The 25460-nt window shown below is 63.0% G+C and carries 22 protein-coding genes and 1 tRNA gene; 12 read left to right on the top strand and 11 right to left on the bottom strand.

Annotated features, from left to right (window positions below):
* Positions 1–77: 77 nt before the first annotated feature.
* From ACIQT2_RS18915 to ACIQT2_RS18905, 3 genes are read right to left on the bottom strand one after another with little or no spacing between them, the layout of a single operon-like run.
* Positions 78–989 (bottom strand): NUDIX hydrolase, encoded by a 912-nt coding sequence (locus ACIQT2_RS18915; protein ID WP_397326555.1) that lies wholly within the window; start codon positions 987–989, stop codon positions 78–80.
* A gap of 17 nt (positions 990–1006) precedes the next feature.
* Positions 1007–1543 carry a RidA family protein gene (locus tag ACIQT2_RS18910; RefSeq protein WP_397326554.1) on the bottom strand — a complete coding sequence of 179 codons (537 nt, stop codon included), beginning with the start codon at positions 1541–1543 and terminating at the stop codon, positions 1007–1009.
* A 2-nt stretch (positions 1544–1545) separates the two neighbouring features.
* Entirely contained in the window at positions 1546–1701 is a 156-nt protein-coding gene (locus ACIQT2_RS18905; protein ID WP_011775990.1) for a DUF4177 domain-containing protein, read from the bottom strand.
* A gap of 37 nt (positions 1702–1738) precedes the next feature.
* Here ACIQT2_RS18905 and ACIQT2_RS18900 point away from each other — a divergent pair, with 37 nt between their 5' ends.
* The 6 genes from ACIQT2_RS18900 (at position 1739) to ACIQT2_RS18875 (ending at position 9972) form a co-directional block, all read left to right on the top strand.
* A complete protein-coding gene (locus ACIQT2_RS18900) occupies positions 1739–4042 on the top strand; it encodes a transglycosylase domain-containing protein (protein WP_402949494.1) in 2304 nt (767 codons plus the stop codon).
* A gap of 2 nt (positions 4043–4044) precedes the next feature.
* Positions 4045–4992, top strand: coding sequence for a metallophosphoesterase (locus ACIQT2_RS18895; RefSeq protein ID WP_402949491.1), 948 nt, complete (start codon positions 4045–4047; stop codon positions 4990–4992).
* A 151-nt stretch (positions 4993–5143) separates the two neighbouring features.
* Positions 5144–6943 (top strand): ABC transporter ATP-binding protein, encoded by a 1800-nt coding sequence (locus ACIQT2_RS18890; protein WP_402949488.1) that lies wholly within the window; start codon positions 5144–5146, stop codon positions 6941–6943.
* The gene (locus tag ACIQT2_RS18885) at positions 6940–8772 is read left to right on the top strand and encodes an ABC transporter ATP-binding protein (protein WP_402949485.1); all 1833 of its coding nucleotides are present in this window, start codon (positions 6940–6942) and stop codon (positions 8770–8772) included. The genes ACIQT2_RS18890 and ACIQT2_RS18885 overlap by 4 nt, the downstream gene beginning before the upstream one ends.
* A gap of 109 nt (positions 8773–8881) precedes the next feature.
* Positions 8882–8958 (top strand) — tRNA-Pro (locus ACIQT2_RS18880).
* Between the two features lie 177 nt (positions 8959–9135).
* Positions 9136–9972, top strand: a complete 837-nt coding sequence (locus ACIQT2_RS18875) for a LysM peptidoglycan-binding domain-containing protein (protein ID WP_402949482.1) — start codon at positions 9136–9138, stop codon at positions 9970–9972.
* 82 nt (positions 9973–10054) lie between these two features.
* Here the strand turns inward: ACIQT2_RS18875 and ACIQT2_RS18870 are convergent, their stop codons facing one another.
* Positions 10055–10279, bottom strand: coding sequence for a hypothetical protein (locus tag ACIQT2_RS18870; protein ID WP_402949479.1), 225 nt, complete (start codon positions 10277–10279; stop codon positions 10055–10057).
* A 129-nt stretch (positions 10280–10408) separates the two neighbouring features.
* On the opposite strand from ACIQT2_RS18870, the gene ACIQT2_RS18865 reads away from it, so the two are divergent.
* Positions 10409–11677 carry a helix-turn-helix domain-containing protein gene (locus ACIQT2_RS18865; RefSeq protein WP_397326546.1) on the top strand — a complete coding sequence of 423 codons (1269 nt, stop codon included), beginning with the start codon at positions 10409–10411 and terminating at the stop codon, positions 11675–11677.
* A 72-nt stretch (positions 11678–11749) separates the two neighbouring features.
* Here the strand turns inward: ACIQT2_RS18865 and ACIQT2_RS18860 are convergent, their stop codons facing one another.
* Entirely contained in the window at positions 11750–12688 is a 939-nt protein-coding gene (locus ACIQT2_RS18860) for a phosphoribosylaminoimidazolesuccinocarboxamide synthase (protein WP_402949475.1), read from the bottom strand.
* Between the two features lie 2 nt (positions 12689–12690).
* Complete coding sequence (purD, locus tag ACIQT2_RS18855; protein WP_400337808.1) at positions 12691–14001, bottom strand: phosphoribosylamine--glycine ligase; 1311 nt, start codon at positions 13999–14001, stop codon at positions 12691–12693.
* A gap of 93 nt (positions 14002–14094) precedes the next feature.
* Here purD and ACIQT2_RS18850 point away from each other — a divergent pair, with 93 nt between their 5' ends.
* Together ACIQT2_RS18850 and ACIQT2_RS18845 are read left to right on the top strand one after the other, a co-directional pair.
* On the top strand, positions 14095–15111 hold the full coding sequence (locus ACIQT2_RS18850; RefSeq protein ID WP_402949473.1) for an asparaginase: 1017 nt from the start codon (positions 14095–14097) through the stop codon (positions 15109–15111).
* Positions 15112–15157: 46 nt separating this feature from the next.
* The gene (locus tag ACIQT2_RS18845; RefSeq protein ID WP_402949470.1) at positions 15158–15556 is read left to right on the top strand and encodes a sterol carrier family protein; all 399 of its coding nucleotides are present in this window, start codon (positions 15158–15160) and stop codon (positions 15554–15556) included.
* 83 nt (positions 15557–15639) lie between these two features.
* On the opposite strand, the gene ACIQT2_RS18840 is transcribed toward ACIQT2_RS18845, so the two are convergent.
* The 4 genes from ACIQT2_RS18840 to ACIQT2_RS18825 form a co-directional block, all read right to left on the bottom strand.
* Positions 15640–17127 (bottom strand): cation:dicarboxylate symporter family transporter, encoded by a 1488-nt coding sequence (locus ACIQT2_RS18840; protein WP_400337798.1) that lies wholly within the window; start codon positions 17125–17127, stop codon positions 15640–15642.
* A 410-nt stretch (positions 17128–17537) separates the two neighbouring features.
* Positions 17538–18305 (bottom strand): SDR family oxidoreductase, encoded by a 768-nt coding sequence (locus tag ACIQT2_RS18835; RefSeq protein ID WP_402949467.1) that lies wholly within the window; start codon positions 18303–18305, stop codon positions 17538–17540.
* Positions 18306–18329: 24 nt separating this feature from the next.
* Positions 18330–19073, bottom strand: a complete 744-nt coding sequence (locus ACIQT2_RS18830; RefSeq protein WP_397326538.1) for an aspartate/glutamate racemase family protein — start codon at positions 19071–19073, stop codon at positions 18330–18332.
* Positions 19074–19160: 87 nt separating this feature from the next.
* Positions 19161–20729, bottom strand: a complete 1569-nt coding sequence (locus ACIQT2_RS18825) for an NCS1 family nucleobase:cation symporter-1 (RefSeq protein WP_402949463.1) — start codon at positions 20727–20729, stop codon at positions 19161–19163.
* 290 nt (positions 20730–21019) lie between these two features.
* On the opposite strand from ACIQT2_RS18825, the gene aceE reads away from it, so the two are divergent.
* On the top strand, positions 21020–23770 hold the full coding sequence (gene aceE / locus ACIQT2_RS18820) for a pyruvate dehydrogenase (acetyl-transferring), homodimeric type (protein ID WP_402949461.1): 2751 nt from the start codon (positions 21020–21022) through the stop codon (positions 23768–23770).
* A gap of 101 nt (positions 23771–23871) precedes the next feature.
* On the opposite strand, the gene ACIQT2_RS18815 is transcribed toward aceE, so the two are convergent.
* Positions 23872–24063, bottom strand: coding sequence for a YegP family protein (locus ACIQT2_RS18815; protein ID WP_397323327.1), 192 nt, complete (start codon positions 24061–24063; stop codon positions 23872–23874).
* A 156-nt stretch (positions 24064–24219) separates the two neighbouring features.
* On the opposite strand from ACIQT2_RS18815, the gene nboR reads away from it, so the two are divergent.
* Both nboR and ACIQT2_RS18805 read left to right on the top strand, forming a co-directional pair.
* A complete protein-coding gene (gene nboR, locus ACIQT2_RS18810) occupies positions 24220–24858 on the top strand; it encodes a nicotine blue oxidoreductase (RefSeq protein WP_400336300.1) in 639 nt (212 codons plus the stop codon).
* A 10-nt stretch (positions 24859–24868) separates the two neighbouring features.
* Positions 24869–25339: a GNAT family N-acetyltransferase gene (locus ACIQT2_RS18805; protein WP_402949457.1), complete on the top strand. Its 471-nt coding sequence runs from the start codon at positions 24869–24871 to the stop codon at positions 25337–25339.
* Positions 25340–25460: the final 121 nt, after the last annotated feature.

The raw sequence follows: 25460 nt of genomic DNA, 5'->3' as shown, positions 1-25460 counted from the left end.
GTCCGTCCCAAACCGGGGTGTCGTGAGAGAGCGTCCGACTCACGCCGGGGTGTTATGAGAGAGCGTCCGGGGTGGGGTTAGCGTTCTCGCTGGGGTTCGCCGGCTACCGTTCGGGCGGCTTCGACCTCGAGCATGAGCTCCCCGGCCTGATCCACCAACTGTGGCTGGTACACATGGGCCTTGCGCTTGTAGCTCAGGTACGCGATGCAGCCGTTGGCGTGGGCCATCTTCTCCAGCATGATTTCCGAACCCGGAACCAGAAGCTGCCCGAGGGTGAGTCCAACCGTGTTCGCCTGGGCCACCTCGTCACCCAAGGCACTGGTTTCCCGGAGGGAGATGGCCTCTGCGGCATTCACCCAGCGGCCCCATACGCCCTTGCTGCCCAGGATGCTGGGCTGCTGGTTGATGGGCACTGTGGCAGCGAAGTAGCGGGTGTTGAAACGGAAGTGTGCAAAATCCGGGCTGAGCCAGTTAACCAGCGGCTTCAAGAGGTCGGTCCGCAGCGACAGGCCGCGCTTGGCCAGTACCTCTGTGAAGGACTTTTCCTGGGCCGCTACGGCCTCACGGGCCTTCATCCATTCAACGGTGGAGTTGGCCTCAACCGTTGAGGAAGCGTCCGGGCCAGCGAGCAGGACGCCGGTTTCTTCAAAGAGTTCCCGAATGGCGCCCACCACGTGGCGGCGGGCGAGTCCGACGTCGTCCGTTCCCATTTGCTCAGCCCAATGCTGGGGCGAGGGACCAATCCAACCGACCGGGTCGTCGTCGGACGGGTCCAAAGACCCGCCAGGGAAGGCGAGAACGCCCAAAGGCGAGGAGCCGGGCCGGTAACCCAGCCACGTTTCCAAGCCGGTGGGCGAATCGCGCAAAAGGACAACAGATGATGCGTAGCGGGCGGCCCTGGGGGTCCGCTCACCAAGTTCAAGCCAGTTCTGTGCCGCACCTTCGAGTTCCGGAGGTAGGACAAACAGGCGACGAGCAAGTTGCGGCAATTGGGTGAACCGGTTCCTTAGCTGAATTCAGCAATGAGCTCGACCTCGACAGGCGAGTCGAGCGGCAGGACGGAAACGCCGACGGCGGAACGTGCGTGCTTGCCTGCGTCACCGAAGACCTGGCCCAGGAGCTCAGACGCACCGTTGATGACGCCTGGCTGGCCAGTGAACGTCGGGTCCGACGAGACGAATCCAACAACTTTGACGATCCGGGTGACGCGGTCGAGGTCGCCAATGACACTCTTGACCGCGGCGAGGGCGTTGATGGCGCAGACGGCGGCGTAGCGCTTGGCGTCCTCGGGGTCCACAGTGGGCTCGTCGGAGTGGCCGAGTTCGCCGGTGGAGACCTTGCCCGTAGCTTCGAGTTTGCCGTTAATAAAGGGCAGCTGTCCGGAGGTGTAAACGTAGTTGCCGGAGACGACGGCCGGAACGTAAGCGGCAACCGGAGCGGCCACCTCGGGGAGGGTCAGTCCGAGCTCGGCGAGGCGCTGTTCAACGGCGGACGTCGGAGCGCCGGATTCCGCGGCAGACGTGGTTTCTGCGGGGGTGGTCATGGTTACTGCTTCTCCCTTTTAAGGTATGCGACAAGGCCTTTGCCATCGGGTCCACCGACGACCTGTACAAGCTCCCAGCCGTCCTCGCCCCACTGGTCCAGGATCTGCTTTGTGGCATGGATGATGAGCGGAATCGTGGCGTACTCCCATTTGGTCATGACAGAAAGCCTAGCCCTTGCCGGTAAAGTGGAAAACATGGTGACTCGCAAGAACCCCATATTCGACACTGCCACCACCCTCGGAAAGATTCTCGGTTTCCTTGGCGTGAGCGCGATTTGTGGCGTCCTGGTGGCTGGACTTCTGGTCCCGGCCGCCGCCGTCTCGGGCAGTGCCGCCAGTGGTTCCATCCAGTTCTTTGACACGCTCCCGGCGGAACTCCAAGTGGACCCGCCCAGCCAGAACACCACGATTCTGGCCAAGGATGGATCGCCCATTGCGTCCATCTACGCGGAGAACCGTACCAAGGTTCCGCTGGACCAGATGAGCCCGTACATCAAGGACGCTGTCATCGCTATTGAGGACAGCCGGTTCTATGAGCACGGCGGCATCGACACCACAGGCATTATGCGAGCCATCGTCAGCACGGCCCGCGGCAACAAGCAGGGTGCCTCCACCATCACCCAGCAGTACGTCAACAACGTCATCAACGAGTCACTGGTTTCTTCAGGCAAGAGTGAAGACGTGCTGCTCAACGGTGTTAACAAGGGCGTAGGAGACAAGCTTCGGGAAATGAAGCTCGCGATCGCCCTGGAGAAGAAGTTCTCCAAGGAGCAGATCCTTGAGGGCTACCTCAACATCGTGTTCTTCAACCGTGACGCCTACGGCATCGAGGCTGCTTCGAAGTTCTTCTTCAGCACGACTGCCAAGGACCTCACGCTTCCGCAGGCCGCCCTGCTGGCCGGCCTCGTGAACAGCCCCTCCGCTTTCGATCCGATCACCAACCCGGACAACTCGAAGATGCGGCGCGACCTGGTGCTCAACGCGATGCTCGCCCAGAAGAAGATCACCCAGGCCGAGCACGACGAAGCTGTAGCCACGCCGGTCACCACCAAGGTGACGCCGGCCCGCCAGGGCTGCGCTTACGCCACCATGGCTCCGTACTTCTGTGACTACGTGCTGCACCTGCTCTTCAACAACCCGGCCTATGGAGACACCCAGGAAGACCGCGAGAAGCGCATCATGCGCGGCGGCCTGACCATCCGCACCACCCTCGATCCCACAGCCCAGGCCGTTGCGCAGCAGCAGGTAGACGGCACCGCCGGCGCTAACCCTGACAAGTGGGGCGCTTCGATCACCTCCGTCCAGCCGGGTACGGGCCAGATCGTCAGCATGGCCCAGAACACCGTGTGGCTCCCGCAAGAGGGCAAGTTCGATCAAACCCAGAACTTCAACGTCGATGTCATGGATGCCAAGGGCAATGACCTCAACGGCATCGGTGGCTTCCAACCGGGTTCGACGATGAAGCCGTTTACGTTCGCTGAATGGCTGAACGAGGGCAAGTCGATGAATACGAACATCAACGCGGCGCAGCGTAAATATGGTGTTAATTACCCGTGGCGAAACACGTGTCCAACTCCCACGGACGGTTTTTATGACGCCAATGTGCCCGGCAGCTTCGACCTTCAGAACGCCGAGCCCAATTATTACCGGACCATGACAGTGCTCTGGGGTCTTAAGAACTCGATCAACACAGCTACCTTCGCGTCCGCCGCCCAGTTGGACCTTTGTGGCATCCAAAAGATTGTTGACGCAACGGGCATTCACGGAGGCCTTCCTGCCCGCGACGACACTGGCAAGATCACTGACCCTAATCCGCAGGTAACGATGACACGGCTTTCAAACCTCATCGGGGCCACCCAGACGGCGCCGCTGACCATGGCGGCAGCATTCGCGACGTTCGCTGCCGACGGCAAGTATTGCGAGCCGATCGCGATCACTTCTGTGAAGGATCAGTCCGGAGCTGACCTGCCGGCCCAATCCTCGAATTGCAAGGACGCGGTCAAGCCCGAGGTCGCCCGCGGCGTAGCCTATGCAATGGGTAAAGTCCTTGACGAGGGTTCTGGTTCATTGATCCGGCCGGCACTAAACTCCAGCAATTTCCCGGTTGCGGCCAAGACCGGCACCAACGACTCCAACGGCTCCACGTGGGTTGTTGGTTACACCACCGGCCTGGCAACTGCTTCCTGGTTTGGTGATCCGCTCGGTGACCAGCTTCGCCCTGGCCGTAACATCACGGTCAACGGCAAGTTCTACGACTCGATTGACGGTTACATGATCGCCGGTCCGCAGTTCACCAACTACATGCTGTCCGTGGCTCCGGCCTATGGCACCAACCCGTTCCAGCAGCCGCCGTCGAACCTCCTTGGAACGGCTCCGGCTCCGACCCAGCGCTCCACCCCGTCCAACAACACGCCGTCCACCGCCCCCTCTACGGGGACCGGTAACAATGGCAATAACGGTAACGGGAATGGCAACAACGACGGTCCCGGCAAGGACTAAAAGTGACTTTCCGTGATTCCTTGGCAAACCGCGTCCGCACCGTCGGGCGCGGTTTCGCCGTCACTACCGCAATCGGTGCCACGGCAGGCGCAGCGGCCGCTGCCTACGGCTGGTGGGAGAAGGACCAGTTCGGGATCAGGCACGAGACTTTGCCGATCCTTCCGGACGGATTCGAGCCCTTCCGGGTCCTCCACCTCAGTGACATCCACTTCGTGCCCGGCCAAGAGAAGAAGACTGCCTGGCTTCGCTCGTTGGCCGAAGTCAAACCGGACCTCGTGGTCAACACGGGCGACAACCTGAGCCATGTGAAAGCCATTGATCCGCTGATCGAGGCCCTCCGCCCGCTCATGGAGTTCCCGGGAGTTTTCGTGCCCGGGTCCAACGACTACTACGCGCCTCGGATCAAGAATCCCGCCGGCTACTTCCGTGGTCCTTCCAAACCGAAGACGGACCCCATCAAGCTCGACTGGCCCAAGCTGCGCAGCGCCTTTGGAATGGGTGGCTGGATCGAACTGACCAACCGCTCCCAGTCCGTGGTGCTGAACGGGCTCCGCTTCGACTTCTCCGGCGTTGATGATCCGCACCTGAAGCGCGAACGCTACGCTGGCTGGCCCCGCGGCACCAGGAACCAGGACGCCCGGCCGCACCTGAAGGTCGCGGTCATCCATGCACCGTACCAGCGCGTCCTCGACCACTTCACCGAGGCTGAAGCTGACCTGATCCTCGCCGGACACACCCACGGCGGCCAGATCTGCATCCCGGGTTACGGCGCCCTCGTCTCCAATTGCGACCTCCCCACGTGGCGGGCCAAAGGCCTGCACGATTGGGAAAGCGACGGATTCGTGACACCGGTGAACGTCTCGGGAGGCATCGGCACTTCCCGCTTCGCCCCCGTCCGCATAGCTTGCCGTCCGGAAGCGGTCCTGCTGACACTCACGTCGCGCAGCTGAACCTGCCCCAGCATTACGATCCCCAATAACTGGGTCAAACATTTCACCGACGTTGCGCGGACCTGTGAAACGAATCACGGCATGGCATAGGGTAGTTGCTACGGGAAACTACCTCCGCACCATCTGAAGATCCAGCTGTTGAGAAGCGGGCATGTCCAAGCAAACGTCATTTTTCACCTCCGTCGGCCGCCTCTACCCCCACGTGCGGCCTATCCTGCCCCGGCTGTTCATGGGCCTCCTTTGCGCCCTCCTGGCCAGCATTGTTGCGCTGGCCATCCCCCAAGTGCTCAGGGTCCTGGTCAACAACTCGTTGGAACCCGGCGGTGACCCGGGCGCAGTCTGGATTGCCGCCGTCGTCATTCTTGCGCTGGGTGTGGGGGAAGCCGGATTGGTGGCGTTGCGCCGGCAGTTCGTGATCAACCCGGCCACCACGGTGGAGACGAAGATGCGCGTCTCCCTGTACGGTCATCTGCAGCAACTCACCGTGTCCTTCCACGACCGTTGGGGCTCGGGGCAGCTGCTGTCCCGCGCCATGACGGACCTCAGCTTCCTGCGCCGCTGGATGGCGTTCGGCGCGATCATGCTGGTGGTCACCACGCTGACCGTGATCATCGGCGTCGGGGTCATGTTCACCATGAGCTGGCAGTTGGCGCTGATCTTCCTCGCTGCCGCCGTACCGATCATGATCAACTCGTTCCGGTTCCGTCGGCGGTTCAGCCTGGTCACCCGCCTCAGCCAGGACCAGGCCGGCGACCTCGCCACCACGGTTGAGGAGTCCGTCCACGGGATCCGCGTCTTGAAAGCTTTTGGTCGCAGCCGGGAGGCCTTGGAGAACTTCAACGGGCAAGCCGAAGAACTCAGGCAGACCGAGATCGCCAAGGCCAAGCAGCAGGCCGGCTTTACGTTGGTGGTGACGCTGCTGCCGGAGCTCGCGCTGGGCGTGGGGCTGGTGGTGGGCATCATGCTCGCGGCGAGCGGCCAGCTGAGCATCGGCTCGCTGGTGGCATTCTTCGCGACTGCCGCCGTGGTGGCCACACCGGTGGAATTCTCGGGCATGCTCCTGGCCATGGCGTTGACCGCGAAGACTGCGTTGGACCGCCACTTCGAGGTCATGGACACGAAGAACACCATCACCTCGCCCGAAGAAGCCGCGGTACCGACCGTTGTGAAAGGCGCCTTGCGCTTTGAACAGGCGGGTTTCGGGTTCGACGACGGCGGGACTCTCCTGCGCGACCTGAACCTGGACATCCGGCCCGGCGAGACGATGGCCCTCGTGGGCATCACGGGAAGCGGCAAGAGTGCGCTGCTGCAGCTGGTCCCCCGGCTCTACGATGCGACCGAGGGATCCGTAACCATCGACGGCGTTGATGTTCGCGACTTCGATCTTGAGGAACTCCGCCGGATCGTTGCCGTGGCTTTCGAGGACACCACGCTGTTCTCCAGCTCGGTGCGGGACAACGTGCTGCTCGGTGCGCCGGACCCCACTGACGCGGCGTTGGACGAAGCACTCGATGTTGCCCAAGCCCAGTTCGCCTACTCCCTGCCTGAGGGCGTGGACACGCTCATCGGCGAAGAAGGGCTCAGCCTCTCCGGCGGTCAACGGCAGAGGATCGCCCTGGCGCGTGCCATCGCGGCCAAGCCCAAGGTCCTGGTGCTGGACGATCCGCTCTCGGCGTTGGATGTAAACACGGAAGAGCGCGTCGAGGCACGGCTGCGCGATGTCCTCCACGACACCACCACGCTCATCGTTGCGCACAGGCCTTCCACCGTGGCGTTGGCGGACCGGGTCGCCCTGCTCGAAAACGGGACCATCACCGCCGTCGGGACCCATGCGGAATTGCTGGCCGACAACGCCCACTACCGCTACGTGATTGCAAGCCTGGATACCGGTCCGAAAGACCTCGACAGTGAACTCCAGGATCTCGAAGACGCTGAGGAGGCCACCCGATGAGCGCCACAACGTTTGGAACCGCGAACGAGGACAACACCCTTCTCTCTAAGGCGGACAGCAAAGCCGTACGACGCCGGTCGCTCGCCTTGCTTGCCTCGCTGATCCGCCCAGTGCGGTTACGTTTCTGGCTGACGCTCGTGATGGTCATCGTTTCGCAGCTCACCAGGGTGGCGGGGCCGGCGCTGATTGCTTTCGGCATTGACCACGCGCTGCCCGCTCTGCAATCCGGGGACAACGGACCACTGGTGCTTGTAGGTGTTTTGTACATCGCGGCCGCGATTGCCACCGCTGGCATGACCGCTTTGTACGTGACCTCAACCGCGAAGCTGAGCCAGGCCATGCTGCTGGATCTGCGGGTCCGGGTATTCCGGCACACGCAGCGCCTCAGCCTTGAGTTCCACGAGAAGTACACCTCAGGCCGGATCATCGCCCGGCAGACGTCTGACTTGGAAGCCCTTCGTGAACTCCTGGACTCCGGCGTCAGTTCCTTGGCTTCCGGCATCCTGTTCATGCTCTTCACGGCGGTCACGGTGTTCGCCCTGGACTGGCGAAGTGGCTTGATCATGCTCGCGGCCGGCGTGCCGATGTTCTTCCTTGCCCGCTGGTACCAGAAGCACTCGCAGATCGCCTTCCGTGAGTCCCGCGTTGTTTCCGCCCGTTTGATCGTGCATTTCGTGGAGACCATGACCGGTATCCGTGCCGTCAAGGCTTTCCGCAAGGAACGCGAGAATGCTGAGCAATACGGCGAAGTCGCCGAGGCATACCGCAAGAACACGGTGCGGTCGATCTTCCTGAACGGTGTACTGCAGCCCGGCCTGGTGCTGATCGGCAACGTGTGCGTGGCTGTTGTGCTGTTGTTCGGCGGCTTCCGGGTCCTTAATGGCGAGTTGGCCGTGGGTGTGTTGCTCGCGCTCATTCTGTCCACGAAGCGCTTCTTCCAGCCGGTGGACCAGATGGCCATGTTCTACAACTCGTTCCAGAGCGCACAGGCTGCGTTGGAGAAGGTGTCTGGCCTGTTGGAAGAAGTTCCCACGGTTCGACCGCCGAAAAACGCCGTGGCGTTGAGGCAACCGCGTGGGGAGATCGACTTCAACGGCGTGGAGTTCGGGTACAACGACAGCTCTGTTGTTGTCCCGACCCTGGATCTGCACATCCCGGCTGGCCAGACCGTCGCGTTGGTCGGTCAAACGGGTGCCGGCAAATCCACCCTGGCCAAACTCGTTGCCCGCTTCTACGACGTCACGTCCGGATCGATCACCCTGGACGGCGTCGATCTGCGGGACCTTTCCACCACGGATCTCCGACGAGCCGTGGTGATGGTGACCCAAGAGGCATTCCTCTTCAGCGGATCTGTGGCGGACAACATCGCCCTTGGCCGTCCTGAAGCCTCACGGGCCGAGATAGAGGCAGCAGCTGCGGCTGTGGGTGCACACGAGTTCATTATGGGACTTCCCGACGGGTACGACACCGACGTGAATAAGCGGGGCGGGCGGGTTTCCTCGGGACAGCGGCAGCTCATCGGTTTCGCCCGTGCCTTCCTTGCCGCGCCGGCGGTGCTGATCCTGGACGAGGCCACTTCATCCCTGGACATTCCGTCGGAACGAATGGTGCAGCAGGGTCTGGCGAACCTCCTGGAGGGAGTTGCCGGCTCCAACAGTGCTCGGACCGCGATCATCATCGCGCACCGATTGTCTACGGTAGAGACCGCCGACCGCGTGATGGTGGTCCACGACGGCCGCATTGTGGAGGACGGAACGCCTGCAGAGCTCATCTCTGGCGGTGGCAGGTTTGCACGGCTGCACGGGGCTTGGAAGGACTCGCTGGTGTAGCTGTCCGTCGCTGGGGCTGGCGGTGCTGTTGTGACGAGGGACACCGCTCCCCCGATTTCGCATCCGGCACCGATTCAGCTATCCTTGAACAGTTGCTTTCGCAGCGGATCGGGATGTAGCGCAGCTTGGTAGCGCGCTTCGTTCGGGACGAAGAGGTCGCAGGTTCAAATCCTGTCATCCCGACCAATAACGAAAATGGCGTCGAGAAATCGGCGCCATTTTTGTTTATCCAGTAGGCTCAACAAAGTCTGCGAGGAGTTTGCGCAGTAAGCATATTCAGGGCTTTGGGGGGCTCATATCATAAACAAATCCAGCAATCGTTCATGCCGCGTCAACGAAGCTCCGGCTTGGAGAATCGCTGCGGTGGCCACTTTGCTTTCACTGACTCTGGCCGCTTGCACTTTCGGAGACCAGTCAGCAGACGTCCTGTCCGCCAAACCGCAAACCAGCGATGAGACATCCGCCCAGCCAACGACGCCGGCGCCGACCACCAAGCAAGCGACGGTCCCAACAGCGGGGGCTTCCATGACCGGCGCACAGGGGAACGTAGTCCTGGATTCCACCGGGGTACCACGAACCTACACGATCGAGGCGGGTGACACCCTTGACGGGATTCTCCTTCGCTTCGGACTGAGTGTTGACGAATTAGCGGAAGCCAACAAGGTTCCCTATGTCAGCGAGCGGGGGAATACGTACTTCATCCGCGAGGGACGCACAATCCAACTGCAGAAGAACCCGGTGGACGCAAAGGCCGGACGGGGAGCCACCGTGAACAATTCCTTTGGCCAGGCGATCTTCTACACCACTGTCGAAGGAGATTCTTTTGACAGCCTCGGGTACCAATTCCGTTCCACGACGGAACAGATACTGCTCTACAACCCCGCTCTTTCAGCAAACAACCCCCTTCCAACCGGCACCAAAGTGCGCCTCATTCCAGGCAAGCTGAAGATCGGGAAGGCACAGGGTGAATTCACTGCTGACTCCAACGAAGTTCCGTTGACCTACACCACCGCCCCTGGCGACACCGAAAGCCAGGTGTCATTCCGATTCGCCATCACGGACCTCAGGGCGGCCAACAGGCCATCAAGCGGCACGGGTGGCACGTGGTTTTCGTACGTCGATCTCCCAAGCGGCGAGCTCACCCCCGGCCAGACCATCAGCCTGTCCTTGGTGAACCCCATCAACAGGCCGGAAGCGTGAGCACAGCCCTTGAGGCCGCGCCGCAGGCAAAAAGAAACCCCGGAGCAGCTCGTTTGCTCCGGGGTTTCTTCGAAGGTGTTGCTTACATCGGGTCGGGCCAGTTGCCGATCGATGACGTGGTGTAGGTGGTGTCCGTTGACTTCGACGGTGCCGACACGCTGGCGCGCATCGGATCCGGCCAGTTGCCAATGGCACTTACGGAAGAGTTGGAATCCACGGACGATGCCGCGGAGACGACTGCGGGAGCCGCAACCGTGAACGCAAGAGCGCCTGCCAATGCCACCGAAGCGGCGATTTTCTTGAACATAGTGTTCCCCAATGCGAGTCGGATTCGTTACGGAAATTACACGGTCCCTGTTGACATACATTGTAAAATGTTTTCCACAGAGACTGTCAAGGGTATCTGTCGCAGAGACATGTTCAGGAGGAGGGACCCGTGGGAAACGGATTCGGCGAGAAGTTGCGTGCCGAACGGCTCGAACGCGGGTTGACCCAGGCTGAGCTGGGCAAAAACCTGTATTCCCCGAGCTACATCTCCCTTCTGGAGACCGGTCGGCGTGAGCCCACGGCCGAGGTCATCGAAGAACTCGCACGCCGGCTCGAACTGGCCCCCAAGGCGTTGGAAGCCTGGAGCCAACCTGTTTCCGTCAGCGACGCTGAGTATGTCTTGGCTGGCCTCTACGCCCGGCAAGCGTGGGACTTGCGTGATTATCCACTCGCCGCGACGCACGCGGCCACCGCAGCGCAGATTGCCTTGGAAGCCAAGAACAACAGTGCCTGGTGGAACATGACGTACATGCAGGCCGAATGCGTGATGAAGCAAGGCCTGCTCAAGGAATGCCAGCAGATCGTGGAACACCTGCTGGAGCACCCCATGGCCACCGAGTCCGCAGGCCTGGGAGTTCGCGCCTGGCAGATGCTCGCCGCGGTGTGTCACGGACAAGGCCAGCTGGCCACCGCCGTCGAGCATGCAAAGCAAGCCGTGAAGCTGTGCGAGCAGCTGCCGAAGGGCTCCACGCTGATCATCGGCGCGCACCGCGCACTGATCGGAGCCCTTGCGGAGAGCGGCAAGCTGGATGAAGCGTGGGAATACTGCTTGGCCATGATCGAGCACATGGACGAGCACTCCATGTCGCAGCTGGCCGGCGAGGTGGCGTGGGTGGTGGGAAACGTGGCCTTCATGCGCCACGACTACGCAGAGGGCATCAAGCACCACGAACGCGCGGCGAAGCTCCTCTCCCCTGCCAACGACATTGAGCTGTGGGCCCGTTTCAACAAGGCCTCCGCGGCAGTCCGCTTGTCGTCGGGCATTGTTGAACCGGAAACACTGTCTGCGATCGAGCGGGCAGAGTTGGCGTTGTCGATTGTGGGCGGCAACAAGACAGACCAGCTGGAAGTCGCTTTCATTCGCGCCCGCTGGCTGTACCTGACCGGGGACATTCCTGCCGCCGTCGAAAAGCTCCGCGAAATCTACCAGGACCGCAAGGCCCTTGCCCGCCACACCGCCGGTGAGGTGTCGTTGCTGCTCGGCAAGTCCCTGAAGGCTGCCGGCGAAACGTCCGAAGCCCTGCATTTCCTGGAAGAAGCCCAGCACGACTTCAGTGCTGCCGGCGCCTCGGACCGGGTGCAGCAGGCCATGGACGCGGTGCTGGAGATCCGCCTTGCCGAGCGACGCGCGGCCGCGTCGCACACGGAAGCCGTTTAAAGCCAACTGAGTCGCAGTAGAGCGCGTTTTGAGGGTTCAAAACGCGCTCTACTGCGACTCAGTTGGGTGGGGTTACGCGAAGGTGCGGCCCGTGAGTTTCTCGTAAGCCTCCACGTAGCGTGCACGCGTGCGCTCCACGACGTCCACGGGAAGAGCCGGCGGCGGAGTGTCCGAGGCCTTGTCCCAGCCCGACTCGGCGGACGTCAGCCAGTCGCGGACGTACTGCTTGTCGTAGGAAGGCTGCGACTTGCCCGGCGCATACGTAGACGCATCCCAGAACCGCGAAGAATCCGGGGTCAGGACCTCGTCACCGAGCGTGATGATGCCGGTGCCTGCGTCGATGCCGAACTCCACCTTGGTGTCCGCAAGGATGATGCCGCGTTCGCGGGCGATCTCCTCGGCGCGGGTGTAGATCTTCAGCGTGAGCTCACTCAGGCGCGCGGCGATGTCGTCGCCAACCATCGCTACGACGTCGTCGTAGGTGATGTTCTCGTCGTGTTCGCCCACCTCGGCCTTGGCGGACGGCGTGAACAGCGCGGCCTCCAGGCGCGAGCCGTCAACGAGTCCCTCGGGCAAGGGAATCTCGCAGACGGTCCGTGACACCTTGTATTCGGCCAGGCCCGAACCCGTCAGGTACCCGCGGGCGATGCATTCCACCGGGAACATATCCAGCTTCTTGCAGATCATGGCCCGGCCCTCAACCTCGGCCGGAACGCCACCCTCAACAGTGGAAGCGAGGACGTGGTGCTCCACGTCCAACTGCTCGAACCACCACAGGCTCAGCTGCGTGAGGATGCGTCCTTTGTCCGGGATTTCGCTGCTCAGCACTTGGTCGTAGGCGCTGATGCGGTCGCTGGCTACCACCAGGACGCAATCCTGGCCGAACTTCTCGGTAATGGATTCGTCGGCCGGAACGTAGAGGTCGCGCACCTTGCCGGAATAGACGTGCGTCCAGCCCGGAAGCTGCAGCGCCTCGGTTTCGAAACCGCCGGTGGGAAGGGATTCAGTCATGCTCAGGCCTGTACTTTCGGGATGGTGCCGGTAGCCGTGTACGGCACCCGGATTTCGCCGCGTGCGGCCTTGCCTGCAATATCCGTGCGGAACTGTGAGCCTTCCAGCTGAACCAGCTCCACGCCGTCGTACGCTTTTTCGCGAGCCTCGACAAGGTCGGAACCGAGCGCGACCACCGCGAGGACGCGGCCACCGGCGGAGACAACCTTGCCTTCGTCGTCCAGCTTGGTGCCGGCGTGGACAACGTGGACGCCGTCCAGCTCGTCAACCTTCTTCAGGCCGCGGATGCGGTCACCCGTGCGGGGAGTGTCCGGGTAGTTTTCGGCGGCAACGACGACGGCGACAGCCGTGTCCTTGGACCAGCGCAGCTCTTCTGCCGTGTCCAGTTCGCCCTTGGCGGCTGCCAGGAGCAGGGCACCGAGCGGCGTCTTGAGGCGGGCCAGGACGGCCTGCGTTTCCGGGTCGCCAAAGCGTGCGTTGAACTCGATGACGCGGGTTCCGCGCGAGGTCAGGGCAAGGCCGCAGTAGAGGACGCCGACAAACGGGGTGCCGCGGCGGGCCATCTCGTCAACGGTGGGCTGCGCCACCCGGTCGATGACTTCCTGGACCAAGCCTTCCGGAGCCCACTCCAGCGGAGTGTAGGCACCCATGCCACCGGTGTTGGGGCCTTCGTCGTTGTCGAAGATGCGCTTGAAGTCCTGCGCCGGGGAAAGCGGCACGGTGGTGCGGCCGTCGCAGAGGACGAACAGGGAAACTTCCGGGCCGTCCAGGAATTCCTCGATCACCACGGTTCCGCCGGCGTCGAAGCAAGCCTGCGCGTGGGCCAGGGCCTCAGCGCGGTCCTTGGTGACCACAACGCCCTTGCCTGCTGCGAGGCCATCGTCCTTCACAACATACGGAGCGCCGAAGGTATCCAGGGCATCGGCCGCTTCCTCGGCGTTCTCGGCCACCCGGGCCATCGCAGTGGGGACTCCGGCTTCCGCCATGATCTGCTTGGCGAACGCCTTGGAGGCTTCGAGCTGCGCGGCTTCCTTGCTGGGGCCGAAGACTGGAATACCAGCTGCGCGCACGGCATCCGAGACGCCCGCGGCCAAGGGAGCTTCCGGACCGACAACTACCAGGTCCACGGCCAACTTGGTGGCGAGGGCAGCGACGGCTTCCGGGTTGTTCCCGTCGATTGCGTGCGTGGGGACCAGTTTGCTGATGCCCGCGTTGCCGGGTGCCGCGTGGACCTCGGAAACGTTCGGGTCTTCAAGCAGAGAGCGGACAATGGCGTGTTCGCGGCCGCCTGGGCCAATGACGAGTACCTTCACAGTCCTCAAGGGTACTTTGTGAAGCCGGGCGAGTCCTAAGGTGTGTCGATGGGCGGAACGGGATGAACCCGCCCAGCGCCCTAGACTTGGCACATGCCACTGAGTTCCCATGAAACGTTTACTGTTGAGTCCGCCGTCGAACTTGCAGTGATCGAACGCAGTGGTTTCATCGAGTCACGGCACATCGGCGCAGCGGTGGTCCTGTCCGGCGACGGCAACGTGGTCACGAGCCTCGGCGACATCGACGCACCCATCATGGCCCGCTCCACCCTCAAACCCTTCCAGGCACTGGCCGCCATGCAGGCCGGCGTTCCGCTGCGGGGCGCCCAGGTGGCCGTCGCGTGCGGCAGCCACACCGGTTCCCTGGACCATATGGACGTGGTGGAGGGCATGCTCAAGGCCGCCGGTCTCCGCGTGGACCAACTCCAATGCCCAGCTGCCTGGCCGCAGGACGAGACGGCCCGGAACTGGCTGGTCCGCTCCGAGCGCGGACAGTCAAAGCTCGCGTTCAACTGTTCCGGCAAGCACGCGGCCTTCCTGTGGGCTTGCGTGGAGAACAGCTGGGACCTCCGCAGCTACCTTGAGCCAAACCACCCCCTGCAGCAACGAGTCCGCTCAGGGATTGAGGAGTACAGCGGCGAGGCCATCTCCCACTTGGGCATCGACGGCTGCGGAGCTCCTGTGGCAGCGATCTCCCTAACGGGCCTGGCGCGGGCCTACTCCCGTCTGGCGAAGGCACCCGGCGACCCTGCGTCCAACGCCCGCGCCGCCACCATTGCCACCTCCATGCTGGACTACCCGTGGGCCGTGCAGGGCAAGGGCGAGGCCAACACGATCGTCATGGAAGAGTTGGAGGTGCTGGCCAAGATCGGCGCGGAAGGCGTGCTGGTCCTCGCCACCCCAACGGGCGCCACGGTTGCCGTCAAAGTGCTGGATGGCAACCTCCGCGCCACGTCCCTGATAGGCCTCACACTCCTGGCAGTCAGCGGCGCCGTGGATATTCCTGCCGTGTCCAACGTCCTGGAGCGCGTCGTGGAACCAGTGCTTGGCGGCGGACGGCAAGTGGGAAAAATCCGTTTGGGTCACGCTGTGTCCGCAATGCTCGGCTAACGCGACTAATTCCGTCAGCCAGACAGACAGAGGAGAGAGTTTTACCATGGCAGTTGCACGACGCCGCATCGACATCCAGGAGGGCCGCGCCGCGCTGGAAGCCTGGCAAACCGCCGTCGGGCCCTCCGGCGGTTCCGGACCTGCGGAAGGTGCCACCCCGCCGTCGCGCTCAACCATTGCGACGGCGGTCCGCTACGCCCTGGAGGAAGTCACCGCCCGCGCGCCGGGCAATTCCGTGGAGGTCCGCGTGCCACCGTTCGGCGTGACGCAATGCGTGGAGGGTCCGCGGCACACGCGCGGCACTCCCCCGAACGTCATCGAGACCGACGGCGCCACCTGGCTTGAGCTGGTGACCGGACGGATTTCGTGGGCAGACGCAGTAGCGGCCGGCCGGGTGGCTGCCTCCGGGCTACGGGCCGACCTTTCTGCGCTGCTCCCCTTGTAACTGCCGTTAACGACGGCGGCCGACGCCCCTTTTGTGGAGGGGTCGCCGGCAGCTGGTCCGTCAGTGTTTTCGGTGAACCAGGGTCAGTCCGGGCAGACCGGGGTTTCAGCCTGGCCCTTCTTGCTCATCTCGAACTGCGGGATGTTGTCCTTGGTGGGGCCACCGCGGAACTTTGGCGAGGGGTTCTGGCCTCCGCTGATGCGCTCGAGTTCCTGCTCTTCATACACATCTTCCTTGCCGAGCATGATGGCGGAGTCCTCGTTGGTGATTTCACCCTTGAAGGCGCGGAGCATGACGCTGCGGTCGAACTGGCCTTCCCACTTGGCCACCACGAACGTGGCCACGCAGTTGCCCAGCAGGTTGACCACCACCCGCATGGAGTCCATGAGGCGGTCGGCACCCAGCAGGAGCGCGACGCCGGCAACCGGGAAGATGCCCAGTGCGGTAGCGGTAGCCGAGAGGGCCAGGAACGATGAGCCCGGAACACCGGCCATGCCCTTGGAGGTCAGGAGCAACACACCGAGCGCGGCCAACTGCTGGCCGAGGTCCAGGTTGTGGCCGAAGGCCTGCGCGAGGAAGAGCAGGGAGATGGACAGGTAGATCGCTGCGCCGTCCAGGTTGAAGGAGTAGCCCGTAGGGACCACCAGGCCTGTGGTGGCACGGGAGCAGCCGGCGTTGGTCAGCTTGGTCATGATGCGCGGCATGACGGCCTCGGTGGAGGCGGTGCCGAGTGCCAGCAGGAATTCTTCGCGGGTGTACTTGAGGAAGCTCCACAGCGGAACGCGGGCGAAGCCCCACGCCACCAGGAACAGCAGCCCGATGAAGACGATGGCGGCCCCGTAGCAGGCGGCGATCAGGAGTGCATAGGTGCTGAGGGTACCGAGCCCGTATTGGCCGATGATGAAGGCCATGGCGCCGAAGGCACCGATCGGGGCAACCTTCATGATCCAGGACATGATCTTGAAGATCAGTTCCAGCACGGTTTCCATGAGGCTGATGACGGGCATGCAGCGCTCACGGCCAATCACCACGATGGCTGCGCCGAAGAAGACCGAGAAGAACAGCACCTGAAGCAGGCTGTTGTTGGCGAAGGCACCGATCACGCTGGTGGGAATCACATCGAGGATGAACGCTGCGGCGTCCTTGGGCGGCGCGTTGCCGGTCTTGGCGTTGAGGGCATCCTGGGAAAGGGTTGCCGGATCGATGTTCAGCCCGGCACCGGGCTGGACGATGTTGGCCACGATGAGCCCGAAGACCAGGGCGAAGAGGGTAGCGCCGGTGAAGTAGAGGAGCGCTTTGACCCCGACTCGTCCGACCGCCTTGACGTCGCCGACCGCTGAGATGCCCGTGACGATCACGAGGAAGATCAGCGGGGCGATGATCATCTTGATGAGTTGAATGAATCCATCGCCCAACGGCCGGAGGGTGGACCCGATGGTCGGCCAAAAGTGGCCGATGAGTACACCTGCGACGACGGCGATCAGAATTTGGAAGAAGAGCGACTTATACAGTGGCTTCTTCTTCCGCGGGGCCGAACTCGCCTTCAGCGCCGCAGAGTCTGGGATCTTCATTGATCTGAACCAATCAGTTTGGGAACAGCCCCTCATTTTGGGGGGATGTTTTTCAATGTAATCCCGCTCACATCATTCCGCAAGGGGAAAAAGCTTTTCCATAATATGGAAGTCATGTTTGGTTTGGTATGCCAAGGATGGCGTGCCTCCGCGACCTTCTTTGACGTGGGAAAGCCCCCGAATCGCCGGGAAATACGGCGATTCGGGGGCTCGGCGGCGGCAAAGTTGGTCGTGGCGGCACGGGGCGGGCGCTGGGGGTTGATCAAGGGCGGCTGGGGCGGGCCGCTGGGGTGGCCAAGGGCGGCTGGGGCGGGCCGCTGGGGTGGCCAAGGGCGGCGCAGGCTAAGCAGCCGCGTGGCCAAGGTAGACCACGCTGGGCCGCGGGGGTGGCCAGGGGCGGCGCAGCTCCCCTAGCCGCGGCCTACGAAGGGCATCCCTGCCGCAGTCACTACCAGGGATCCCACGCTGGCCGACGCCGGCATGTTGGCCATGAGGAGTACGGCCCGGGCGGCGTCGTCCACCGGGAACATCGGCTCCACCTTGCGTGACCCGTCGGCCTGCAGCGCACCCGATCCAACGCCAATGGTGTCCATGATTTCGGTGCGGGTGTTGCCGATATCGATCTGCCCGCACGTAATCCCGAACTCGCGGCCGTCCAGCTCGATGCTCTTGGTCAGCCCGCTCATCGCATGCTTGGTCACCGTGTAGGCAACAGACCTGGGCCGCGGCGAATGCGCCGAGATGGACCCGTTGTTGATGATGCGGCCACCGTGCGGCTCCTGGGCCTTCATGGTCCGGACGGCCTCGGCGGCACACAGCATGGAACCGGTCACGTTGACTCTCAGCGTGGCTTCCCACTCCGCCACGTCCAGGTCCCCCACGTCGCCGGCCGGCCCGAAGATGCCTGCATTGTTGAAGAGGACATCCACCCGGCCCCAGCGCTGGCGCACCGCACCGAAAAGGCGGGCGACGTCGTCGGGCACTGTGACATCGCACGGAACCGCAAGCGCCTCGGGGTGACCATCCGCCGTCTCCAGCAACTGCGCCTCCCGGCGTCCGGCCAGCGCCACGCGATACCCCTCGGCGAGCATGAGCCGGGCAACCGCCCTCCCGATGCCCGAACCGGCCCCGGTCACGACGGCGACCCTGGGGTCTGCGGGCAGGCTTGAGTCAGTCATGTGGTTGCCTTTCGGGGAGTTGCCTTAGCGTGCGGCGGTCTGGGCCGCGGGAGTTATCGGCCAGCCTATGACAGTCTTGGGGCGCGGCGCCGCGTAGGTGCGGACCTTGGACGTGGAGAGGCCCAGGCGGACGAGGGACTCGGCGATGGTGACGGCCGAGGCGACGCCATCCACCACGGGAACGCCGGTACGCTGGCGGATCTGGTCATCCAGTCCGGCCATGCCACCGCAGCCCAGGACGATCACTTCGGCGTGGTCCTTGCTGACGGCTTCCTCGGCCTGGCCGACGATTGCCTCCACGGCGCGGTCCGGGTGTTCTTCGAGTTCCAGCACGGCCATGCCGCTGGCCCGCACCGACGCGCAACGGGCATCGAGTCCGGCCAGCTTGAGGCGGTCCTCGATCAGCGGAACGGCCCGGTCAAGGGTAGTCACCACGGAGTACTTGTGGCCAAGGAACATCGCTGTGCTGGCGGCGGCCTCGGTGATGTCCACCACCGGGACATCGAGGAGTTCCTGGAGACCCTCCCGGCCGTGTTCGCCGTAACCTGCCTGGATGACGGCGTCGAACGGCTCCGGATAATTGACCACGGCGTCCATGACGGCGATGGCAGCCAGGTAGCTTTCGAAATTTCCTTCGCAGGAATCAGCGCCGAAGCGCGGGGTGATGCCGATGATTTCCGTGCCTGGCGCGGCGGCGGCCCGTGCCTGGGCTGCAATGGAATCGGTCATGGACTGGGTGGTGTTCACGTTTGCGACCAGGATGCGCATGGTTTCCTCTCAATGGCTATGCCCGCCCTCGCCGGCGTCCGCAGGGATTCGGAGGCCGGGAGGGCGGGCATCACCTTTGCTGATGCTTTAGTGGGTGCTGGCGACGGCGATCGGCTCGCCGGAGACGTCCTCGTGCTGCTGCTTCTTGTCAGCCACAGCGAAGTACGTGAGCGCGGCGACGCCGGCTCCGATGAACCAAGCGAAGGGCGCAACGGCCGCGAGGCCTGGAATGAACGCAATGGCCAGCGCGATGGCGGCTGCAGGGATCATTGCGACGATCGCCCTGGGGTTGACGCCGCGCTTGTAGAAGTAGGCGGCCTTCGGATCCTCGGTATACAGCTCTGGGACGTTGACCTTGCCGCGGCGGATCAGCCAGTAGTCGGCCATGACCACGCCGAACAGCGGGCCGAGCAGGGCGCCGAGGCCACCCAGGAAGTACACGATGACAATCGGGTTGTTGTACAGGTTCCAGGGCAGGATGACCAAGCCGATGGTGCCGCTGACCCAGGCAGCCCTGCGGAAGTTCAGGTGCCGCGGGAACAGGTTGGTCAGCGCGTAGACCGGAGCCACGAAGTTCGCCATCAGGTTCACGGCAATGGTCAGGATCAGCAGGGCAAGGCAGGCCAGGACCAGCAGGAGCGTGTTCGGAATGCTCTGGACAATGTCCGAAGGGCTCTCGATGACCGCGCCATTGATCTTGTACTGCCCGCCGGCCATGATCACGACGATGGCGCCGAAGACCAGCATGTTGATGGGAATGCCCCAGAAGTTGCCCTTGACGATGGACTTCTTGGACGTGGAGGACCGCGTGAAGTCGCAGAAGTTCAGGACGAACGTGCCGTAGATGGAGACCCAGAGGGCACCGCCGGCAAAGATGGTCAGCCACATCTCAGTACCTTCGAGGCCCTTGATGCCGGACCACTGGATGGCCCCGCCTGCTTCGATGAAGACCCACACAGCGATGGCGGCCATAGTGACAAGGATGATGGGTCCTGCGAAGGCCTCGTACTTACGGATCATTTCCATGCCGAAGCTCACGATGACCAACTGGACGATCCACAAGGCAACAAAGGAGAACCAGCCGAGGGTGGAAAGACCCAGGATGGAGTTGCTGTCCAGGTCCTTGAGGCCCGGCGCGATGGCAACCAGCAGGACGCGCAGCACCACGGAGGCAAGGTACGTCTGGATACCGAACCAGGCGACAGCGACGGCGCCACGGACCAGGCTGGCGATCTGGGCGCCACGGATGCCAAAGCTGATGCGGCTCATGACGGGGAACGGAACACCCGTCTTCTGGCCCATGAAACCGGAGAAGTTCAGGAGGGCAAAGAGCAACACAGCCCCGATGCCCAAGGCAACCAGGATCTGCCAACCGCCCAGCCCCAGCGAGAACAGGCCGATGGCAAAGGCATAGTTACCCAGGCTGTGGACGTCGTTGGCCCAGAGGGTAAAGATGCTGTAACTGGTCCACTTTCGGCCTTTGGCCTTGGTGGGGGCGAGGTCAATGTTGTAGAGGCTGGGGCTGATGGTACGGCCTGAGGCTTCGGAAGCGATGGCACAGAGTTCCGTATTTCCTACGGAAAGCAGGTGGTGCCCACCTTGGTGCTCATCTTCTTCCGGAGTCCCAGTGACGCCGACTGATGAAGTCGTCTGCATCGTGGATCTCCACTTCGTACTGTTTCCACATTATGAAAACAAGTTATTGAATAGTGAAAGAACTCTATGACTCAGGTCACGTCACGTCAAGGGTTGAACTGTATGACGGGTCACATTCTGTTGATTGGCTCGTCAGACAGGAGTTGACTGTAGCGGTCCCGCAATCCGTATTGACGCTGCCCAGCAGGCGTGCGTAATCTCGAATTGCAGAATTTTATTCTCACAATACGAAATTCAATGAGCGCCCCCACAGAGCAAGCGCCCAGACATTCAATGAAGAGAGGTTGGACGTGGCTGCAGGAGAAGAGACCTCACACATCCTTAGTGGGTTGACTGCCCAGTTGCCTGATCGTGATCCGGAAGAGACCGCGGAATGGATTGAGTCCCTTGATGCGTTGATCGCGGAGCAGGGTACGGAGCGGGCGCAGTACATTATGCGTTCGTTGTTGCAGCGTGCTGGTGCCCGGAGCGTGGGTGTTCCGATGGTGACGACCACTGATTATGTGAACACGATCCCGGTGGACCAGGAAGCGGTGTTCCCGGGTAATGAGGAGTTCGAGCGCCGGTACCGGGCGTACATGCGGTGGAACGCGGCCGTGATGGTGCACCGGGCGCAGCGGGCCGATATTGGTGTGGGCGGGCATATCTCCACCTACGCCGGCGCGGCGACCCTGTATGAGGTGGGGTTCAACCACTTCTTCCGCGGCAAGGACCACCCCTCGGGCGGGGACCAGGTGTTCTTCCAGGGCCACGCGTCCCCGGGCATGTACGCCAGGGCGTTCATGGAAGGCCGGCTCACGGAAGAGGACCTGGACGGGTTCCGGCAGGAGAAGTCCAAGGAAGGCCATGCCCTGTCCTCCTACCCGCACCCGCGCCTGATGCCGGGGTTCTGGGAGTTCCCGACCGTGTCGATGGGTATCGGCCCGATGAACGCGATCTACCAGGCCCAGTCCAACCGGTACCTGCACAACCGCGGCATCAAGGACACCACGGACCAGCAGGTCTGGGCGTTCCTCGGTGACGGGGAAATGGACGAACCCGAATCCCGTGGCCTGCTCCAGCTCGCCGCGAACGAGAACCTGGACAACCTGAACTTCGTCATCAACTGCAACCTCCAACGCCTCGACGGACCCGTGCGCGGCAACGGCAAGATCATGCAGGAACTCGAAGCGTTCTTCCGCGGCGCGGGCTGGAACGTGATCAAGGTCGTCTGGGGCCGGGAATGGGACACCCTCCTGGAAAACGACACCGACGGTGCGCTCGTGAACCTCATGAACGAAACCGCCGATGGTGACTACCAAACCTACAAAGCCGAATCCGGCGGGTTCGTCCGCGAACACTTCTTCGGCCGCACCCCGCAAACCAAAGACATGGTCGCGGACCTGACCGACGAGCAGATCTGGAACCTCAAACGCGGCGGCCACGACTACCGCAAGGTCTACGCCGCGTACAAGGCAGCAACCGAATTCAAGGGCAAACCCACCGTCATCCTCGCCAAAACCGTCAAGGGCTACGGCCTGGGACCGCACTTCGAGGGCCGCAACGCGACCCACCAAATGAAGAAACTCACCATGGAAGACCTCAAAGCCTTCCGCGACCACCTGCGCATCCCCATCACCGACGAACAACTCGACGCGGACCTCTACCGGCCCCCGTACTACCACCCCGGCATGGACGCCCCCGAAATCCAGTACCTCATGGAACGCCGCAAAGCCCTCGGCGGGTTCCTGCCCGAACGCCGCCCCTCCCACACCCCCGTGACCCTGCCCGAGACCAAGTCCTACGACATCGCCAAACGCGGCTCCGGCAAACAACAAGCCGCGACCACCATGGCCTTCGTCCGGCTCCTCAAGGACCTGATGCGGGACAAAAACTTCGGCAACCGCCTCGTCCCGGTCGTCCCGGACGAATCCCGCACCTTCGGCATGGACGCGTTCTTCCCGACCGCGAAAATCTACAACCCCAAAGGCCAGAACTACCTCTCCGTAGACCGCGACCTCGTCCTGGCCTACAAAGAATCCCCCGCCGGCCAACTCATCCACCCCGGCATCAACGAAGCCGGAGCCGTCGCCGCGTTCACCGCCGCCGGAACCTCCTACGCCACCCACGGCGAACCCCTGGTCCCGATCTACGTGTTCTACTCCATGTTCGGCTTCCAACGCACCGGCGACTCCTTCTGGGCCGCCGCGGACCAAATGACCCGCGGCTTCATCATCGGCGCCACCGCAGGACGAACCACCCTCACCGGCGAAGGACTCCAACACGCCGACGGACACTCACCCCTGCTCGCCGCCACCAACCCCGCCGTACGCACCTACGACCCCGCCTACGGCTACGAAATCGGCCACATCATCCGCCACGGCCTCGAAACCATGTACGGCGAAAACAGCACGGACCAGAACGTGATGTACTACCTCACCGTCTACAACGAACCCATCACCCAACCCGCCGAACCCGAAAACCTCGACACCACCGGCCTCCTCAAAGGCATCTACAAACTCGCAGACGCCCCCACCGGAGAAAACAACCGGCCCACCGCCCAAATCCTCGCCTCCGGCGTCTCCGTCCCCTGGGCCCTCGACGCCGCCCGCATCCTGGCCGAAGACTGGGGCGTCGCCGCGACCGTCTGGTCCGTCACCTCCTGGAACGAACTCCGACGCGACGGACTCGCCGCCGACGAACACGCCTTCCTGAACCCCGGCACCGAAGCACCCACCCCCTTCATCACCCAGCAACTCAACGGCCACCACGGACCCGTCATCGCCGTCTCCGACTACATGAAAGCCATCCCCGACCAAATCCGCCAATACATCCCCAACGACTTCGCCTCCCTCGGAGCAGACGGCTTCGGCTTCTCCGACACCCGCCAAGCCGCACGCCGCTACTTCAAAAACGACACCCACTCCATCGTCACCAAAACCCTGCAGATGCTGGCGGCGAGGGGCGAGGTTGAGGAGGGCGCGCCGTCGTACGCGATTGACCGCTACAAGCTGCTCGACGTCAACGCGGGCACCACGGGTGGCGCCGGCGGCGACGCGTAACAAGGCGAGGCCTGACAAGGCGACCCGCAAAAGCGCATGAAAAAGGTGGCGGCAGTGTTCCCAAAGAACACTGCCGCCACCTTTGCGTTCAACCGGAAAAGCTACGTCCCCAGATTCCTCCGGTCCACGACGAATCCGGTGGCTGCGTTCTCTCGGACCGCATTGATCCCGGCAACCACGGCTGCCAGGCTCGGGAACTGTGGCGACACTGCCACAACGGTTCCATCGTCGGCCGTGAGCCGGAAACGGAAGGTGTTGGTTCCTGCCTTGAGAATTTCGAAACTGCCCGCCATCTTGCTGACCTCCACGCGTCATTGCACCAGAGCTGATTTGAACGTGTCCCTTCAGACAGTAATCGCCGCCGGACGCCGCCAACAGCCCTACCCATGAGTAGTTTGCAACCGATTTTGGTAGATGTCCCGGAAAGCCTTGAAGGAGCTAGAGACCGCATGGAAGCCCGCGCGTATGGTGTGTTTATGACTCAATCCGGCACGGCGCCCATCACCGGCGTCCTGCTCGCCGCCGGGGCCGGCACCCGACTGGGCCGCGGTCCCAAAGCCCTGCTGCCTTTCCGCGGGCGCACGTTGGTTGAAGTAGTGGCCGACACCCTGTTCGACGGCGGCTGCCGCGAGGTGGTGGTGGTACTCGGTGCCGAAGCCGAGCGCATCAGGAACAGCACGGACCTTGGGCGGTACACCGTGGTGGAAAACGCTGCCTGGGCCAAAGGAATGGCGGGCTCGTTCCGCACGGGAATCGAAGCAGCATCGCAGGGCAACAGCATCATGGTTGCGTTGGTGGACCAGCCCGGATTAACCCCGACGGCGGTGAGCAGGTTGCTGGGCAGTCACCGTCCCGGCCGGATCACCGCGGCCGCCTACCCTGATGACTCGGGCCAGCTGAAGCGTCGGCACCCGGTGATTATCGACGTCGGGCTTCGCGACGAAGCTGCGGCGGCAGCCAGCGGTGATACCGGTGCGCGATCGTTCCTTAAGGCGCACCCGGGGCTGGTGGATCTGGTGGACTGCAGCGATCTCTGCTCCGGCGAGGACCTGGATACCAAGGACCAGCTGCACTTGCTGGAGGGGTAAATTTGGGGGCATGATCCGCATCGAAACCGACGATCCCGCACGCCCTGACGTCCACGCCCTCTTGAGCGAGCACTTGGCCGATATGTTCGCCACGTCGCCGGCAGAGAGCGTGCATGCCCTGGATCATTCGGCGTTGCAGCACGAGTCCATCACCTTCTGGACTGCCCGCGAAGACGGGGTGCTGCTGGGTTGCGGGGCGTTGAAAGTACTGGGTGTTCCGGGCGAAGCGGAGGTCAAGTCGATGCGGACCACTTCCGGGGCCCGGGGTCGCGGAGTGGCCACGTTGATGCTGAACCACATTGTGGCCGAGGCACGCCATCGCGGCTATGATCGGGTTGCCCTGGAAACGGGGACCGAGGAGTACTTCGCTCCCGCGCGGCGCTTGTATGCCAAACACGGATTCACGGAGTGCGCTCCTTTTGCCGACTACACGCTGGATCCGAACAGCGTGTTCATGGAACTCCCCCTCGCACCCAACTAGGTCGCATTTGTGCGCGTTTTCAGCGGTTGTGATGTCTCAGGACTTCGTAGACACTTCATGTCTCATGACTTCGTGGACAGTTGGTGTCTCATGACTCTGTGGACACTTCTTTTGTAGTTGT

This window comes from Paenarthrobacter sp. NPDC090522 (assembly GCF_044769225.1).
Classification (GTDB): Bacteria; Actinomycetota; Actinomycetes; order Actinomycetales; family Micrococcaceae; genus Arthrobacter.
This window is presented reverse-complemented; position numbering and strand designations above follow the sequence as displayed.

Bases quoted from the DNA above. Each gene is read 5' to 3' on its own strand.
- ACIQT2_RS18910 (WP_397326554.1), bottom strand. From the start codon at position 1,543: ATGACCACCCCCGCAGAAACCACGTCTGCCGCGGAATCCGGCGCTCCG.
- ACIQT2_RS18905 (WP_011775990.1), bottom strand. From the start codon at position 1,701: ATGACCAAATGGGAGTACGCCACGATTCCGCTCATCATCCATGCCACA.
- ACIQT2_RS18900 (WP_402949494.1), top strand. From the start codon at position 1,739: ATGGTGACTCGCAAGAACCCCATATTCGACACTGCCACCACCCTCGGA.
- ACIQT2_RS18890 (WP_402949488.1), top strand. From the start codon at position 5,144: ATGTCCAAGCAAACGTCATTTTTCACCTCCGTCGGCCGCCTCTACCCC.
- ACIQT2_RS18885 (WP_402949485.1), top strand. From the start codon at position 6,940: ATGAGCGCCACAACGTTTGGAACCGCGAACGAGGACAACACCCTTCTC.
- ACIQT2_RS18870 (WP_402949479.1), bottom strand. From the start codon at position 10,279: ATGTTCAAGAAAATCGCCGCTTCGGTGGCATTGGCAGGCGCTCTTGCG.
- ACIQT2_RS18860 (WP_402949475.1), bottom strand. From the start codon at position 12,688: ATGACTGAATCCCTTCCCACCGGCGGTTTCGAAACCGAGGCGCTGCAG.
- ACIQT2_RS18850 (WP_402949473.1), top strand. From the start codon at position 14,095: ATGCCACTGAGTTCCCATGAAACGTTTACTGTTGAGTCCGCCGTCGAA.
- ACIQT2_RS18845 (WP_402949470.1), top strand. From the start codon at position 15,158: ATGGCAGTTGCACGACGCCGCATCGACATCCAGGAGGGCCGCGCCGCG.
- ACIQT2_RS18840 (WP_400337798.1), bottom strand. From the start codon at position 17,127: ATGAAGATCCCAGACTCTGCGGCGCTGAAGGCGAGTTCGGCCCCGCGG.
- ACIQT2_RS18835 (WP_402949467.1), bottom strand. From the start codon at position 18,305: ATGACTGACTCAAGCCTGCCCGCAGACCCCAGGGTCGCCGTCGTGACC.
- ACIQT2_RS18830 (WP_397326538.1), bottom strand. From the start codon at position 19,073: ATGCGCATCCTGGTCGCAAACGTGAACACCACCCAGTCCATGACCGAT.
- ACIQT2_RS18825 (WP_402949463.1), bottom strand. From the start codon at position 20,729: ATGCAGACGACTTCATCAGTCGGCGTCACTGGGACTCCGGAAGAAGAT.
- ACIQT2_RS18815 (WP_397323327.1), bottom strand. From the start codon at position 24,063: ATGGCGGGCAGTTTCGAAATTCTCAAGGCAGGAACCAACACCTTCCGT.
- nboR (WP_400336300.1), top strand. From the start codon at position 24,220: ATGGAAGCCCGCGCGTATGGTGTGTTTATGACTCAATCCGGCACGGCG.
- ACIQT2_RS18805 (WP_402949457.1), top strand. From the start codon at position 24,869: ATGATCCGCATCGAAACCGACGATCCCGCACGCCCTGACGTCCACGCC.